Genomic DNA, 13,915 nt, shown 5'->3' on the forward strand with positions numbered 1-13,915 from the left:
TCATAATTAATAGAAATAATTAGATAAAAAAGGGGTTGCAATTATAAAATTTATTGCAAAAGAATAATTAAAACGTACACTTTTGCAACCCCTAAAAGCAAATAGTTAATTAAAATGAAACATATTATTTTACAAACATCACATCGTCAAAATAAAATGTTTCATCCTGAGCGTCAGGACCTTGGATCCTTATCCCAAATTGTTCGAATCCACCACCTCCTTTCCAGAAGTCAAGTTTATCCATTGGTATTTTGTAGTAATTCCAGACATTCGCTTTTACTGTGATTTTATTCCCTTCATTAAAGCTACCAAAACCTCCTTCAGACTTATCACTGCCGAAATAAAGATCATAATCAAGGGAACCACCCTTAACCCACGCTACAAGGAATTTCCACTCGGTATTTTTCTCAACAGGATTGCCCCACCTTACAAAATTGATCAAATGCCAGTTGCCTTGTGCGTATTTCTTACTCGCAGAAGCAATACCTGTCTTATGCTCAGATTCAGTCCTCATGCCGGCATCACCCCATGAACCATCTGCGAAACCATTCTGATAATCATCTGTAAAAATCTGAAATGCCTGATCTATGTTGATGTATTCATCAGCTGTCGTCGTGGTTCCGGAAGAATTTGATATCACAAGTTTTGATCTCGTTAAGGCAGTCGCCGGCATTTTAACAATTAGGGATTTACTAGTTTTAGATACGATTTCAATCGGTTCATTTGTAGCTTCAAATTTAACGGCATCAACACCTTCAAGGTTAATACCTGTAAAGGAAATTTGGTCACCTGCTTGAAAATCGTAGTTTGAACTTGTTTTCACATTTGGAAATGCAACCACATTGAAAGGCACTGTCAAAATACTGCCATCAATATTCGTCAAAATAATATTCTGAGCTCCTCCACTAGCGGTATCAGGCACTCTGAAAAGTATGGCATCATCGGTATTAAAATTAGGATTAAAACCGGCAGGTGCATTATTTCCATCAAATACAATAGTCCTTATTGAAGAAAGATTTGACCCCTGAAGCGTCACAAGCATACCACCCGGGCCAGTGCCCGGACTAATACTGGACAACGTAGGAGTTCCTAAATCATCCTTGTTGCACGACGGTAAAACAGTTACAATTCCAACTATTAAGAGGAAAAGTATATAATTTAATTTATGTTTCATTTCTATATTTATTTAATAAATAATTAATAATATTTAACCGCAGCTTCGTTAAGTTTCGGATTGGCCTGAACTTCAGTCAACGGAATAGGAAGAAATAATTGACTAGGTGACACAATAGATGCATGAATAGAATTTACTGTTCCATCATAATTATAGTTGCCTCTTTCCTGAGCGGCAATAATTACTTTAGCTCTATCAAAACCTTGTCGCTGAACATCATACCAATAATCGCCTTCGAAGGCAAATTCTACTCTTCTTTCATGCAGTATATTGTCCTTAGTTATTTCAGCGACACCGGCCAATCCTGCTCTTGCTCTGACCTGATTCATAGCATCCAGTGCCTGTGCATCGGTCGTTGAATTACCTGATCCAAGAATGGATTCGGCATAGATCAGCAATATATCTGAATATCGCAGAATATATGTGCAAATGTCAGAAAATCCATCATTGACCAATTCGCCATTAGAACCTGTACCTACAATGTATTTCAATGAATTACAACGAGATCCATTTTTAATTTTTTTGGCATCATCATTACTATCCATATAAGTAGTATCATACAAAAAGCCATCAGGAAAGTTGACGTTTTTCCAATCCGGATTTGAATAACCGTGCTCCATTATAGACCAGCCTCGTCTTTTGTCACCATCTTCATAAGCTCTGACAATGTCTAATGTAGGCAATACGGAAGAATAACCTCTATCGAAATCTGGTTTCAACAAAGTACTTGGTCCTGCATATATTTGAATAGGATTGCCAATAGCATATCCTCCTGCTGCGGACCATTGTAAAGCAAATAATGATTCAGAATTGTTATTAGCCGCAGATGAGGTAAACATTTTGCCATAATCAGCGTACAAGGCAAATTTACCTGAATTGATTACTTCCTGAGCTTTCAGCCTTGCATTTGCATAATCCTGCACATATAAATAAGCCTTTGCCATCAAACCACTCGCAGAATATTTATTGACCCTACCCGGTTGATATGACACTTCAGACAAATGCTCCTCTGCGAATTTCAAGTCATTAATGATGAACTGAATGACATCAGACTGAATGTAACGAGGAACTCTATAGTCGCCTGATTTTGCTAAAGCTACAGGATCTTCTACTATCGGAACATCTCCGAAAGTGCGTGTAATATAGAAATATGCTATTGCTCGCAAAAATCTTGCTTCAGCAATACCCTGAGTTAAATAAGGCTGCTCGCCAATGATCGACGCTTTTTCTTCAAAAGTTTTGACTAAAACTGTTGCATTTCCTGCCACTTTGTAAAGTGATTTCCAACTGGCTGCTACCAATACGTCAGATGATTGAACTTTAAAATTGTTGTAAACACCGCTTCCGTAGTTAGCATCTCCATTTGGTGTAAGCATATTACCTCCTTGTGCTTCACCTATGGCATGGAAAGCTTTATCCTGCCAGTCAAACCAAATTGTGTTGTACAATAATCCGGTTGCCGCATTGACCTCTGCTGCATTGTTGTAATAAACATCAAGTGTCGGGCCGTTTTCTGATGGACGGTCTATGAAGTCCTTGCTGCAAGATGCCAGCAAAAGTATCAGAAATAGAAAGTTATATTTAGAATTATATTTCATTTGATTTATGATTTTATCGTTTAATAATTAAAATGCTACGTTGGCGCCAATGGTCCAGGTACGAGGATTAGGATAATGTCCGTCGTCCACATTCATGTATCTGATATTGTTATTAAACGACCCAAGTTCAGGATCGTAGCCCGAGTATTTAGTAAACGTGTAGAGGTTTTGAACAGTAGCATAAATCTTAAGATTGCTAATGTTGACTCTGTTTAACAAAGTGCGTGGAAGGTTGTATCCAAGGCTGATATTTTGTATCCTGAAATAAGAACCGTCTTCCACCATTCTAGAAGAAACTCTTCTGTTATTGTTGTGCCATTGATTATATCTCGGCAATGAGCCATCTATATTATCAGCAGTATATCTGTCAAGAACTGTCGCCTGTTGGTTTAAATAAGGATTAAACGAAGACTCAGTACTTCTTAAGGTATAGTTCAAAATGTCAGCTCCCTGACTACCCTGGAAAAACAATGAAAGGTCAAAGTCTTTGTAAGTAAATGTATTTGAGATACCATAAGTGAAATCAGGATTAGGATCACCGATTACTGTAAGATCTTTGTCATCTATTCTTCCGTCACCATTGACATCTTTGTACCTTACGTCTCCCAGATAAGTACCTGTCACAGGATTTTCTCCTACTTCAAGACCTTGAATATACTTAACCGCTACTCCATTTTGGTCCACTGTATACGTAGCCGCATCCAGTTCTGCCTGTGTACGGAAAAGTCCATCATCTACGAAGCCAAAGAAAGTACCAACAGGACCACCTGCGTATGTATTGGTAACTAAAATAGCATTACCATATTCTTTATAACCTCTTAAGGAAGCTGTTGGATCATTTAATGCGACTAATTCATTTTTATAATGGCTGAATACGACACTTGATCTCCAACTAAAATCTTTTCTGGAAATGTTATAAGTTCTCAGTGCGATGTCAATCCCTGTATTTCTCATCTCACCTGCATTGGTGGTAGGAGAATTAATGTCATTCCAGTCAGTACCCAAGCCGCTATATACAGGAAGCTGAGTCTGAAGGATCATATTCGTAGAAACTTTCTTATAGACATCCACAGAAACTTCAGCGATCTTATTGAATAGTGTGACATCAAGACCTGCATTTTGAGTAACGACACTTTCCCAACTTAGGTCAGGGTTACCTACGTTGCTAGGAATACCTCCTGCGCCAAAAGGTGCTGTGCTGAATAATCGAATATTGGTGTTGTACAAATTATTACCGCTCGTAGAAGAATTACCTACTGAACCTACACCTAGACGTAATTTAGCGTACGAGATCATTTTGGATTCGTTAAAGAAAGGCTCATTACTGATCGTCCACCCTACAGATGCTGCCGGGAAGTAACCATATTTATTATTTTTTCCAAAGCTTGATGATCCATCGCGTCTGATAGAGGCACTTAAGGAATATTTATCATTGTATGCATAATTCACACGACCGAAATATGATTCCATCGCCCAAGGGTATTTGCCGGCTGTTATAGACTGTGTAGTTCCACCTTCACCTGCATTTAATGATTCCAGGTTTAAAACAAGATTTTGACGGGAAGCAATCAATTGATCGTAATTAGATTCTTGTGCTTCATGTCCTATTAGGGCATTGACCCAGTGCTTACCCATTGATTTTTCGAAGGTCAAATAGGTTTTGAAAGCCCAATAAAGGCCAAGGCCACGTTCTTCAATTAATCTACTAGGACTGAGTACTACGATACCCGTTTGTTCATTTCTTACTAAAGGCTGGAATGCCTTATTTTGAGTGACGTTGAAATCGTAATTGAATTCATTTCTTAGTGTGAAATGTTTCAAAAACTTAATGTCACCGTAGACATTACCTAATACTTTCGACTGCACGTTTCTAACATCTCTCAATTCTGCTAATGCTACCGGATTTTTAGGGTTTCCGAATGAATTGCCCTGAATGCTTGCGGTAGTAGCATATTCACCGTCAAAGGATCTGACTGGTGCGGCAGGACTGTTGTATAATCCAATTCCGATGACAGCATCTGATCCATCAGTCAAAGTGATTCTTTGGTTACTTTGAGATAAGTTGGTATTCATCCCAACATTCAACCAACTTCTTACTTCATGATCTAAGCTTATTCTTCCTGAATATCTTTTAAAGGCTGAACCAATTACTATACCAGTTTGATCAAAATAATTAAGTGAAGTATAATAGGTTGTTTTTCCTGAACCACCTGAGAAGGATAACTGATGACTTTGTATCTTTCCTGTCTGGAATATAGCATCCTGCCAATCAGTGCCACCTCCCAGAACGGAAGGATTTTTAAATTCATCTATAGAATCTAAATGACCTGATCCTGAATTATTGATCTCAGGAATTAAAGAATTATAATAACCTGCATATTGTCTAAGGTCAAGCAGATCAAGTTTCTTTTGAATAGTTTGGTAACCGACATAAGTATCATAACCAATCTTACCTTTACCGGCTTTGCCCTTTTTCGTATTAATAATGACAACACCATTGGCAGCGAGTGCTCCATAAATCGCCTGTGCCGAGGCATCCTTTAGGATATCAATGGACTCAATGTCATTTGGATTAAGGGAAGCAAGCGGACTTTGTACACTTTGACCTGCCTGACCACCTAATTGGTTGTGTTCAATACTCCTTCTCTCAGAAAGAATGGGTACACCATCTATTACATAAAGAGGTTCATTGCCATTGGTGCTTGTGATACCTCTGACGCGCACAGAAATACCTGCACCCGGTTGGCCGGAGTTATTATTGACTGTGACACCTGCTACTTTACCTTGCAAGGCCTGATCTGCTCCAGCGACCACTAAATCTTCCAGATCTTTTTCACTTACCGAACTGATTGCAGATGTAACATTCGCTTTACGAATGCTTCCGAAACCAATCACCACTACTTCATCAAGCAAAGCAGCATCATCTTCCAAAATGATAGAAATTTGGTTTTCAACAGCTCCTACTGCAACTTCTTTTGTTTTGTATCCAAGATAAGAGATAAGGAGTGAAGTTCCATCTTTCGGAATATTCAATTGGAAATTTCCATTGGCATCAGAGGTGGTGCCATCTGCAGTTCCTTTAATAAGAACAGTTGCACCAGTCAGCGCATCGCCTTTGACGTCTTTAAGGTTTCCATTAAGGGGCCGGCTCTGCGAATGGGCCGAATAAAAGCAGCAAAGCAGAATAAGAAGTGCAATTGCCTTTGAATGTAAAATGCTTTTCATGTTATACAATTTTCGTCAAATTTTGTGCTAATTACCAATTATTAATAATACTATTTTGACAATTATTTGACATATTTTACCTTAAATATTAGTGTATAATTTACACTAAGTTTATATTGTATTAATAATCAATATTTTATAAAATTTAATATAAAAATAGTGCTTGATACTTTTTTTAACCAATTGTGGTACTATTCTTGTAATTTTGTCATTATTGCTCAATTTATACTAAATTTACATAATGAATAGCAAAATATTAAGGGAGATAACTCCATTAACTCAGAATGATTGTTTTACTATTTTCTCCAGGGTAAAATCTTATTTTGACTTCCCTATCCACTATCATGAAGAAATAGAGATCAATTTTATAGAAAATGCAAGCGGAGCAAATAGAGTTATTGGAGATCATATAGAAGAAATCGCTGAATATGAACTCGTCATGGTGGGGAGCAATCTCCAACATGCATGGCAGACACATAAATGCACATCTAAGGAAATTAAGGAAGTAACGATACAATTTCACAAAGATCTTTTTAGTGAAAGATTTCTTAAAAGGAATCAACTAAGCAATATGCGCACAATGTTTGATAAGTCCAGCCGGGGAATTCTTTTTTCAAAGGAAACAGCCATGCAACTATCTGAACGCATAATAGCATTGCCAAAAAAACAAGGCTTTGACTCTATCCTTGAATTAATGTCGATCCTTCATGATCTTTCTATTTCAAGAAATATCAGGGTATTGTCAGATGGTAGTTTCAATGATGCCAATCCAATAGCCTACAAAAGCCGAAGGATAGAAAAGGTCTATGAGCACATGAACCAGAATTTTGACAAAGAAATAGAATTGAGTGAAGTTGCAAAAATTGCGAATATGTCATCTGCCAGTTTTAGCAGATTTTTTAAACAGAAGACAGGAACTACATTCATCGATGCATTGACAGAAATCAGGTTGGGCAATGCATCACGCATGTTGATCGATACGACTTTATCAGTTGCAGAGATAGCTTACCATTGCGGATACAATAATATTTCGAACTTTAATCGGATATTTAAAAAAAGGAAAAGTTGTTCTCCTATTAAATTTAGAGATAGTTATTCGGGAAGAAGTTTTTTTATTTAATTGTTATTTATTAATTGTTAATTATCACTGATGGGTGATGAGTGATTGGGTAATGGGTAATGGGTAATGGGTAATAGTAATGGGACATTGGTAATTTAAAGTCCAATATTATAGGAAGAGTTCAAGCGGTGCAAAAAATTTAATTGAAGATTAAAATCCCTCCGTGATCTCCTTTAAATAATAGTGTATAAATTAACTTTTTGTGATCGTTTAATTCAATACGTATTACTTAATCCTAACCCTCAAATCAGACTTTAATCTGTGCCGCATTGATTAAAATATAGATTCTGATTATTTTGAGCCAAATTACCTCTGTGATATAAAAAATCGGTAATCGTTGGTCGGAGATCAGTAATGGGTAATATGATAAATAGTGAATGACAAATTATAAAACAAACGATGAAAAATAAATTTCTATTAAAAATTCTCCAAAGCTGTATAATGATTACAATTATCAGTTTCCATTGTGGAGCAACCATCAAACTCCCTTCCATCATCTCCGAAGGAATGGTGCTCCAGCGCAATTCAGAAGTCACAATATGGGGCTGGGCCGATCCTGAAGAGCCAATAAAAATCACAGCAGGATGGTCCGGCAATATATTTGAAACGAAGACAAGCGCAGAAGGTTATTGGTCAGTAAATATTCCAACTCCGGAGGCAGGTGGCCCATATAACTTGAATTTCAAAGGCTACAATGAACTGGAGGTTAGAGACATTTTAATCGGCGAAGTGTGGCTTTGTTCCGGACAATCAAACATGGAAATGTCCGTGGATTGGGGCATAAATAATGGAGAAGAAGAAGCTGCTTTAGCTGATCATCCAAATATCAGGTATATAAAATATTATAAGATGACTGCGGAAACTCCTCAAAATAATGTACCTGCCAACTGGTATAAATGCAGCCCTGCAACAATGAGGATGTATAGCGCAACAGCTTATTTCTTTGCAAGGAGGCTTCAGGAAGATCTTGGGGACATTCCAATAGGATTGGTTGTTTCTGCGTGGGGCGGTTCCCCTGCTGAGGTTTGGATACCGAAAGAAGCTGTAGATAATAATCAAAAGGTAAATGATGCTGCTTCCAAATTGGAACCGAAAACATATACTGCAACAAAACCGGGTCTGGCTTATAATGCAATGATCTACCCATCTCAGAATTACAAAATTGCCGGCGCTATTTGGTACCAAGGTGAATCTAATGTCGGTTCGGAAGTTTATGCCGAGACGATGAAGGTCTTGATCGAATCATGGAGAGCCAAACGTGGATATGACTTTCCGTTTTATTTTGCACAGATCGCTCCCTGGACTTACGGAGCAAATGATGCCTATGGAGCACTTCTCAGATATGATCAAAGCAAGGTACCTAATATAGTTTCCAATACAGGAATGATCGTCACGAGCGATATATGCACTTCGGACGATATCCATCCAAAAGAAAAAAAGCAAGTTGGTATCCGCCTGGCAGACCTGGCACTTGTGAATCATTATAACACAAAAAATGTAGGAGTAAACGGACCATTATATAAAAGCTTCGAGGCCAACAAAAATACATTGACGGTCCAATTCGAAAATGCTGTTGGATTGCATTTCAAAGATCAGGACCCGGGCACATTCGAAGTTGCAGGTAAGGACGGTATTTATCATAAGGCAAAAGCTGTAATTAAAAACAATGAAGTAGTTCTCTCATCGAAAGATGTTGGCGAACCTGTGAACGTAAGATTTGAGTGGAGCAATACTCAGTTGGCGACGATGTTTAATGGAGCGGGTTTGCCGGCGTCTTGTTTTAATAGTGAGAAGTGAAATGGGTAATGGGTAATTAGTAATCGGTAATTGGTAATTGATGGATCAAAATTATAATCACTAATAAATCTTCGCGTTCAATAGCCCTTGACTTTAGTCATGGGTGTAATTTAGAATAGAAAAAATGTACAATTGATGAGTAAATTTTAAAATGTGCACTGTAGGGACAGGTCGCGACCTGTCCCTACAGTGCACATTTTAAAATTCATGTGAAAGTCATCGTTCAATAGCAGCTGAAATTTTAATCGCAGATTAAAATCCCTTGGTGACCTTTCTTAAACTGATTGGAACGATTGTAGTTACTTTTTTCGGGAATGTGCCATTGAATAATGCGCTGGATGCGATCAAGTTAAATGAAATATCAGTGGAGGATTTAAAATTGACAAGAACTGCTTTTGAAAGTAGTTGGAATAATTTGAATTTGGTGAGGACGCTGTCGTCGATTGTGGCTTTGGTGCTGTTGTTAGTAGCTGCTTTGAAGAACAATACTTCGGTTGGGTAAAAAAATTAACTTTTGATATACTAAAAGTATATACCTTTATGGTATACAATTTATATCAATGAAGACAATATCTTTAAAAATAGACGATTCAATTTTCGGAGAAACTGAAAAAATTTTATCCAGAATAAGCATTCCTAGAAATCGATATATCAACGAAGCAATTGAATCATACAACACGATTCAAAAAAGAATGATTTTGGAGAAAAAACTCAAGTCTGAATCTCTTTTAGTGCGAAATGACTCTATGGAAATTTTGAAAGATTTTGAAAATATAACCGATGCAGATAAATCAATTTGAAATTTGGATAGCAGATTTAAGTCTTCAAATCGGGACAGAGCCAGGCAAAACCAGACCAGTTTTAATTGTCCAAACAGATTTATTAAATAAGGTTTCTCACCCTTCCACGATTGTTTGCCCATTGTCAACAATGGTCCAAAATAATTCAGAAATTTTAAGAGTCCATTTAAAAAAGGGCATGGGTAATTTACTTGAAAACTGTGATGTCATGATTGATCAGATCAGAGCAATTAACAACAAGCGTTTAGTTAAAAAAGTAGGTGAATTGCCATTGGAATTAAGACAAGCTGTTAAGGAGAATATTGCTATTATTCTGGATATGAAGTAAGCTAAGGCTATATCTTATTCTATAAAGATTAAATTTCAAACGAAAAGTTCGAAAATCGTTTTTTTTAAATACGAGGTAGTAATGAAGGCTCTCATTATTCAATATTCTCTAAAAAGCCTCCCCTGCCTTTGGCCACCCCCGCCTATTTGTCGTGCAAGCCTCGAGAGGGGAAGTTGCGACATTTTTTTGACTTTGAATCAATATCTGTGGAATGTTCAGAGACAGCTTATAATTAAGATCGTGGGAAGTTGAATGATCGTCCATTTTTCAAGCTTCATTATTCACTTTTCATTCATGTAGTCCACTCCCTCGGCCCTCTCCAAAGAGGGACAGCTGCTCATCATCATATTCTTTCTTCTGATTTATTGTTCTGGAATGTTCAAAAATAGCCTGTATAACATATCAAGGAACAACGCTTACTCTCATTTTTCATTTTTCATTCTTCATTCTTCATTAATAAGGGCCACTCCCTATTCCGCAGAAGCACAATCTCGTACCCTTCCTATATTCTCACGGCAGGCAAGCTCAATTGTTTTCTGACTTCACTTTGTGCAAGTTGGGGCTTGCACTTCGTTTCGTTTCACTTCCTTGAAAAGGTCACTTTAAGACCTTTTCTGCGTCGTTCACCCTCTCCAAAGAGGGACAGCTGCTCATCATCGTACTTTTGTTCCTTGATGGTTTGTTGTGGAATGCTCATAGATAGGCTGCTTTCCAAATCAAGGAACAATGCCGGCTCTGATTTTTCACTTTTCATTTTTCGTTTTTCATTAATAAGCCACCCCGGCCTTTGGCCACCCCTCGAGAGGGGAAGTTCTAACATTATTCTTTGCTTCTCATCATACTTTTGGTTTTTGATAGTTAGCTGTGGAATACTCAAAAATAGCCTGTAATCAAGATCTGTGCAAGCTGCCTGATCGTTTATTCTTCATTCTTCATTTTTCATTCTTCACTAAAAAGGTCCACTCCCTCGGCCCTCTCCAAAGAGGGACAGCTGCTCATCAGTATATTCTTTCCTCTGATGGATTGCTATAGAATGTTCAGAAATAGCCTGTATATAGACTCAATGACGATGCCAGCTCGTTTATTATTCATTATCCACTATTCATTCTTCATTAAATACTCCCCACCATTTCCTCCGGCTTTACCCAAGCATCAAACTCCTCACCTGTCACATAGCCAAGATCAATGGCAGTCTGTCTAAGTGTTTTGTTTTCTTTGTGAGCTGTTTGAGCGATCTCCGCAGCTTTGTAATAACCGATTTTAGTGTTAAGTGAGGTGACGAGCATTAAGGACTCGTCGAGGTTGCGTTTGATATTTGGCAATATTGGCTTGATACCTTGTGCACATCTTTCATCGAATGAAACACAGACTTCTCCTATCAATTTTGCACTGTGGAGGAAGTTTTTGATCATGACTGGCTTAAAGACGTTTAATTCGAAATGTCCATTAGAACCACCAATTCCAATCGCCACATCATTGCCCATGACTTGTGCTGCCACCATTGTCATCGCCTCGCACTGTGTAGGGTTGACCTTGCCTGGCATGATAGATGAACCTGGTTCATTGTCAGGAATGGAGATCTCACCGATGCCACAACGAGGCCCGGACGCAAGTAATCGGATATCATTGGCTATTTTCATTAAAGAAACAGCCACCGTTTTCAAAGCACCATGTGCAGCAACTACCGCATCATGCGCAGCAAGTGATTCAAATTTATTGGGCGCAGTAACGAAAGGCATTCCTGTCAGATTGGCAATGTGTCTTGCAACATTTTCGGAATAGCCGGGAGGTGTGTTAATACCAGTACCGACAGCAGTTCCACCTAAAGCCAGTTCAGACAAATGAGACAAAGAATGTTTAATATCTTTTAATCCGTAATTTAATTGGGCTGCATATCCTGACAATTCCTGGCCAAGTGTCAAAGGTGTTGCATCCATAAGGTGCGTGCGACCTATTTTCACTATGTGCATAAATTCAATAGCCTTTGCAGTGAGTGTATCTCTCAATTGCTCAATGCCCGGAATTGTTTTGTCCAACAGCATCTTCACTGCCGATATGCTCATCGCAGTAGGAAAAGTATCGTTGGAAGATTGAGACTTATTGACATCATCATTCGGATTGATGAATTTTTTTTCATCCGAAAGCTTACCACCATTCAGAACATGGCCACGATATGCAATTACTTCATTTGTATTCATGTTGGATTGAGTGCCCGAGCCGGTTTGCCAAACTACAAGTGGAAATTGATCATCCAATTTTCCCTCTAAAATCTCATCACATACTTGCGAAATTAAGTCCTTTTTATCTTCAGGAAGCACCCCAGCCTCGAAATTTGTCATTGCTGCAGCTTTCTTCAGATAGGCAAATGCTCGAATGATCTCCATTGGCATTTTATCTATATCTCTGGCTATGTTAAAATTTTCAATAGACCGTTGAGTCTGTGCTCCCCAATATTTATCCGCAGGTACATTGACCTGACCCATTGTATCTTTTTCTATTCTGTATTCCATATGTGAAATTATATCTTGGTTAATTAATATCTTCTTGTTTTGATAATCAAAGAGAAGGAAGATGTTAGATGTTAGATTTTAGGTGGCCGTTAGTAATCTGAACAAAATTTATTCTACGATGACAATCCTTCTCAAGGCAAAGTTACTAATTTAACTATTACAATCTGTTGTGTCGACTTTATTATTGAAGCATGGTCAATAAATTTTTCGAATAATTTACATCAAATAATTTAAGTTTCAGCATAGAAGTTGCTCTTCAAAATTTGTTTAATTATTCTGAAATTAAAGTCCAAGGCCTTGCTTTGTAAGCCAATCCCTGTAAATATTAGCGAAAGCTACATGTGCAGCAAATGTTTCTGCAAAATTGTGTCTGCCTGACGTATCCGGTCGGGCGCACATATAAAGGTAATTGTGTTTTTCATGATTTAATACTGCATCGATACCAGAGGCTGAAGCCATACCTATTGGTCCGGGAGGAAGACCCTTATTGATATAAGTATTGTAAGGTGAGACTGTAGCGATGTGCCTATTCGTTACTCTTTTGATTGTAAAGTCATTTACCGCAAATACCACAGTAGGGTCAGCTTGAAGTGGCATATCCTGTGCTATTCTATTCAAATATAATCCTGCTATAGTAGCTTTTTCAATGTTCTGTTGAGTCTCCTTGTCTACTATGGAAGCAAGTGTATACACCTGCTGACGCGTCATCCCCAATGATTTCAACTTCTCTTCTCGGTTATCTTTTTCCCAAAACTTATCACTTTCCTTCTTCATCTTCTTTAGGAATGATTTTGGAGTTGAGGTCCAATAAACTTCATAAGTATTAGGTATGAAGAGGGTCATGGCATTTTGAACATCTACTCCCAAAGAGTCCAGAAAAGTAGTGTCCTGCATTAAGGTTATGAAATCCAACGAGTCGCTCTCTAAATTTTTGCCAAGAAAGGTGGCAACATTTTCAGTTTTGCGCATCGGATTAATCACCAATTTGACTGGACTTTGTTTTCCCCTTGCTAAAAAATCCAGAAGTTGTATATTATTCCAACCTTTTTTCAATTTGAATCTGCCCGGCACTAGATCGCTATCTTTAAACCTCATAAGACCGGCAGTGGAGATAAGATCCTTCTTACTCTTAATAAATCCATATTTAATTAAAGAATCAGCAACATTGTCAAGATTGCCGGCCTTATAGATATGAAAATATTCATCATCTGCAACCGTTGTCACACTTGGCAAGATGCTACCCTTAAAGAAAAATACGCCAACCATGCCTAGGATAGCAATAGCTATTCCGATCCTGATCAAAACTTTTCGCATAGAATAAAAAATTGATTTGTTTTTATTTAAGAGGCTTGCACACAAACAA

The 13,915-nt window shown here is 37.9% G+C and carries 11 protein-coding genes; 5 read left to right on the plus strand and 6 right to left on the minus strand.

What is annotated here, in order from left to right; genetic code table 11:
* Positions 1-124: 124 nt before the first annotated feature.
* From IPI15_RS12000 to IPI15_RS12010, 3 genes are read right to left on the minus strand one after another with little or no spacing between them, the layout of a single operon-like run.
* Positions 125-1,174 carry an IPT/TIG domain-containing protein gene (locus tag IPI15_RS12000; protein ID WP_287420476.1) on the minus strand — a complete coding sequence of 350 codons (1,050 nt, stop codon included), beginning with the start codon at positions 1,172-1,174 and terminating at the stop codon, positions 125-127.
* Between the two features lie 23 nt (positions 1,175-1,197).
* Positions 1,198-2,772, minus strand: coding sequence for a RagB/SusD family nutrient uptake outer membrane protein (locus tag IPI15_RS12005; RefSeq protein ID WP_287420478.1), 1,575 nt, complete (start codon positions 2,770-2,772; stop codon positions 1,198-1,200).
* 27 nt (positions 2,773-2,799) lie between these two features.
* Positions 2,800-5,997, minus strand: a complete 3,198-nt coding sequence (locus tag IPI15_RS12010; RefSeq protein WP_287420480.1) for a SusC/RagA family TonB-linked outer membrane protein — start codon at positions 5,995-5,997, stop codon at positions 2,800-2,802.
* 241 nt (positions 5,998-6,238) lie between these two features.
* On the opposite strand from IPI15_RS12010, the gene IPI15_RS12015 reads away from it, so the two are divergent.
* The 5 genes from IPI15_RS12015 to IPI15_RS12035 all read left to right on the plus strand — a co-directional run bounded on the left by IPI15_RS12015 (position 6,239) and on the right by IPI15_RS12035 (position 10,042).
* Positions 6,239-7,117, plus strand: coding sequence for an AraC family transcriptional regulator (locus IPI15_RS12015; RefSeq protein WP_287403815.1), 879 nt, complete (start codon positions 6,239-6,241; stop codon positions 7,115-7,117).
* A gap of 441 nt (positions 7,118-7,558) precedes the next feature.
* Complete coding sequence (locus tag IPI15_RS12020; protein ID WP_287403813.1) at positions 7,559-8,914, plus strand: sialate O-acetylesterase; 1,356 nt, start codon at positions 7,559-7,561, stop codon at positions 8,912-8,914.
* A gap of 265 nt (positions 8,915-9,179) precedes the next feature.
* A complete protein-coding gene (locus IPI15_RS12025; RefSeq protein WP_287420482.1) occupies positions 9,180-9,416 on the plus strand; it encodes an anthrone oxygenase family protein in 237 nt (78 codons plus the stop codon).
* A 58-nt stretch (positions 9,417-9,474) separates the two neighbouring features.
* On the plus strand, positions 9,475-9,714 hold the full coding sequence (locus IPI15_RS12030; RefSeq protein ID WP_287403809.1) for a hypothetical protein: 240 nt from the start codon (positions 9,475-9,477) through the stop codon (positions 9,712-9,714).
* Positions 9,695-10,042, plus strand: a complete 348-nt coding sequence (locus IPI15_RS12035) for a type II toxin-antitoxin system PemK/MazF family toxin (RefSeq protein ID WP_287403807.1) — start codon at positions 9,695-9,697, stop codon at positions 10,040-10,042. Before IPI15_RS12030 ends, IPI15_RS12035 begins: the two co-directional genes overlap by 20 nt.
* Positions 10,043-10,622: 580 nt before the next feature.
* Here IPI15_RS12035 and IPI15_RS12040 read toward each other — a convergent pair.
* The 3 genes from IPI15_RS12040 to mltG form a co-directional block, all read right to left on the minus strand.
* Entirely contained in the window at positions 10,623-10,919 is a 297-nt protein-coding gene (locus IPI15_RS12040; RefSeq protein WP_287403805.1) for a hypothetical protein, read from the minus strand.
* Positions 10,920-11,154: 235 nt separating this feature from the next.
* Positions 11,155-12,552 carry a class II fumarate hydratase gene (gene fumC / locus IPI15_RS12045; protein ID WP_287403802.1) on the minus strand — a complete coding sequence of 466 codons (1,398 nt, stop codon included), beginning with the start codon at positions 12,550-12,552 and terminating at the stop codon, positions 11,155-11,157.
* 282 nt (positions 12,553-12,834) lie between these two features.
* Positions 12,835-13,866, minus strand: coding sequence for an endolytic transglycosylase MltG (mltG, locus tag IPI15_RS12050; protein ID WP_287403800.1), 1,032 nt, complete (start codon positions 13,864-13,866; stop codon positions 12,835-12,837).
* Positions 13,867-13,915 lie beyond the last annotated feature (49 nt).

The organism is Candidatus Brachybacter algidus (genome assembly GCF_016707225.1).
Lineage (GTDB): Bacteria > Bacteroidota > Bacteroidia > Chitinophagales > Saprospiraceae > Parvibacillus > Parvibacillus algidus.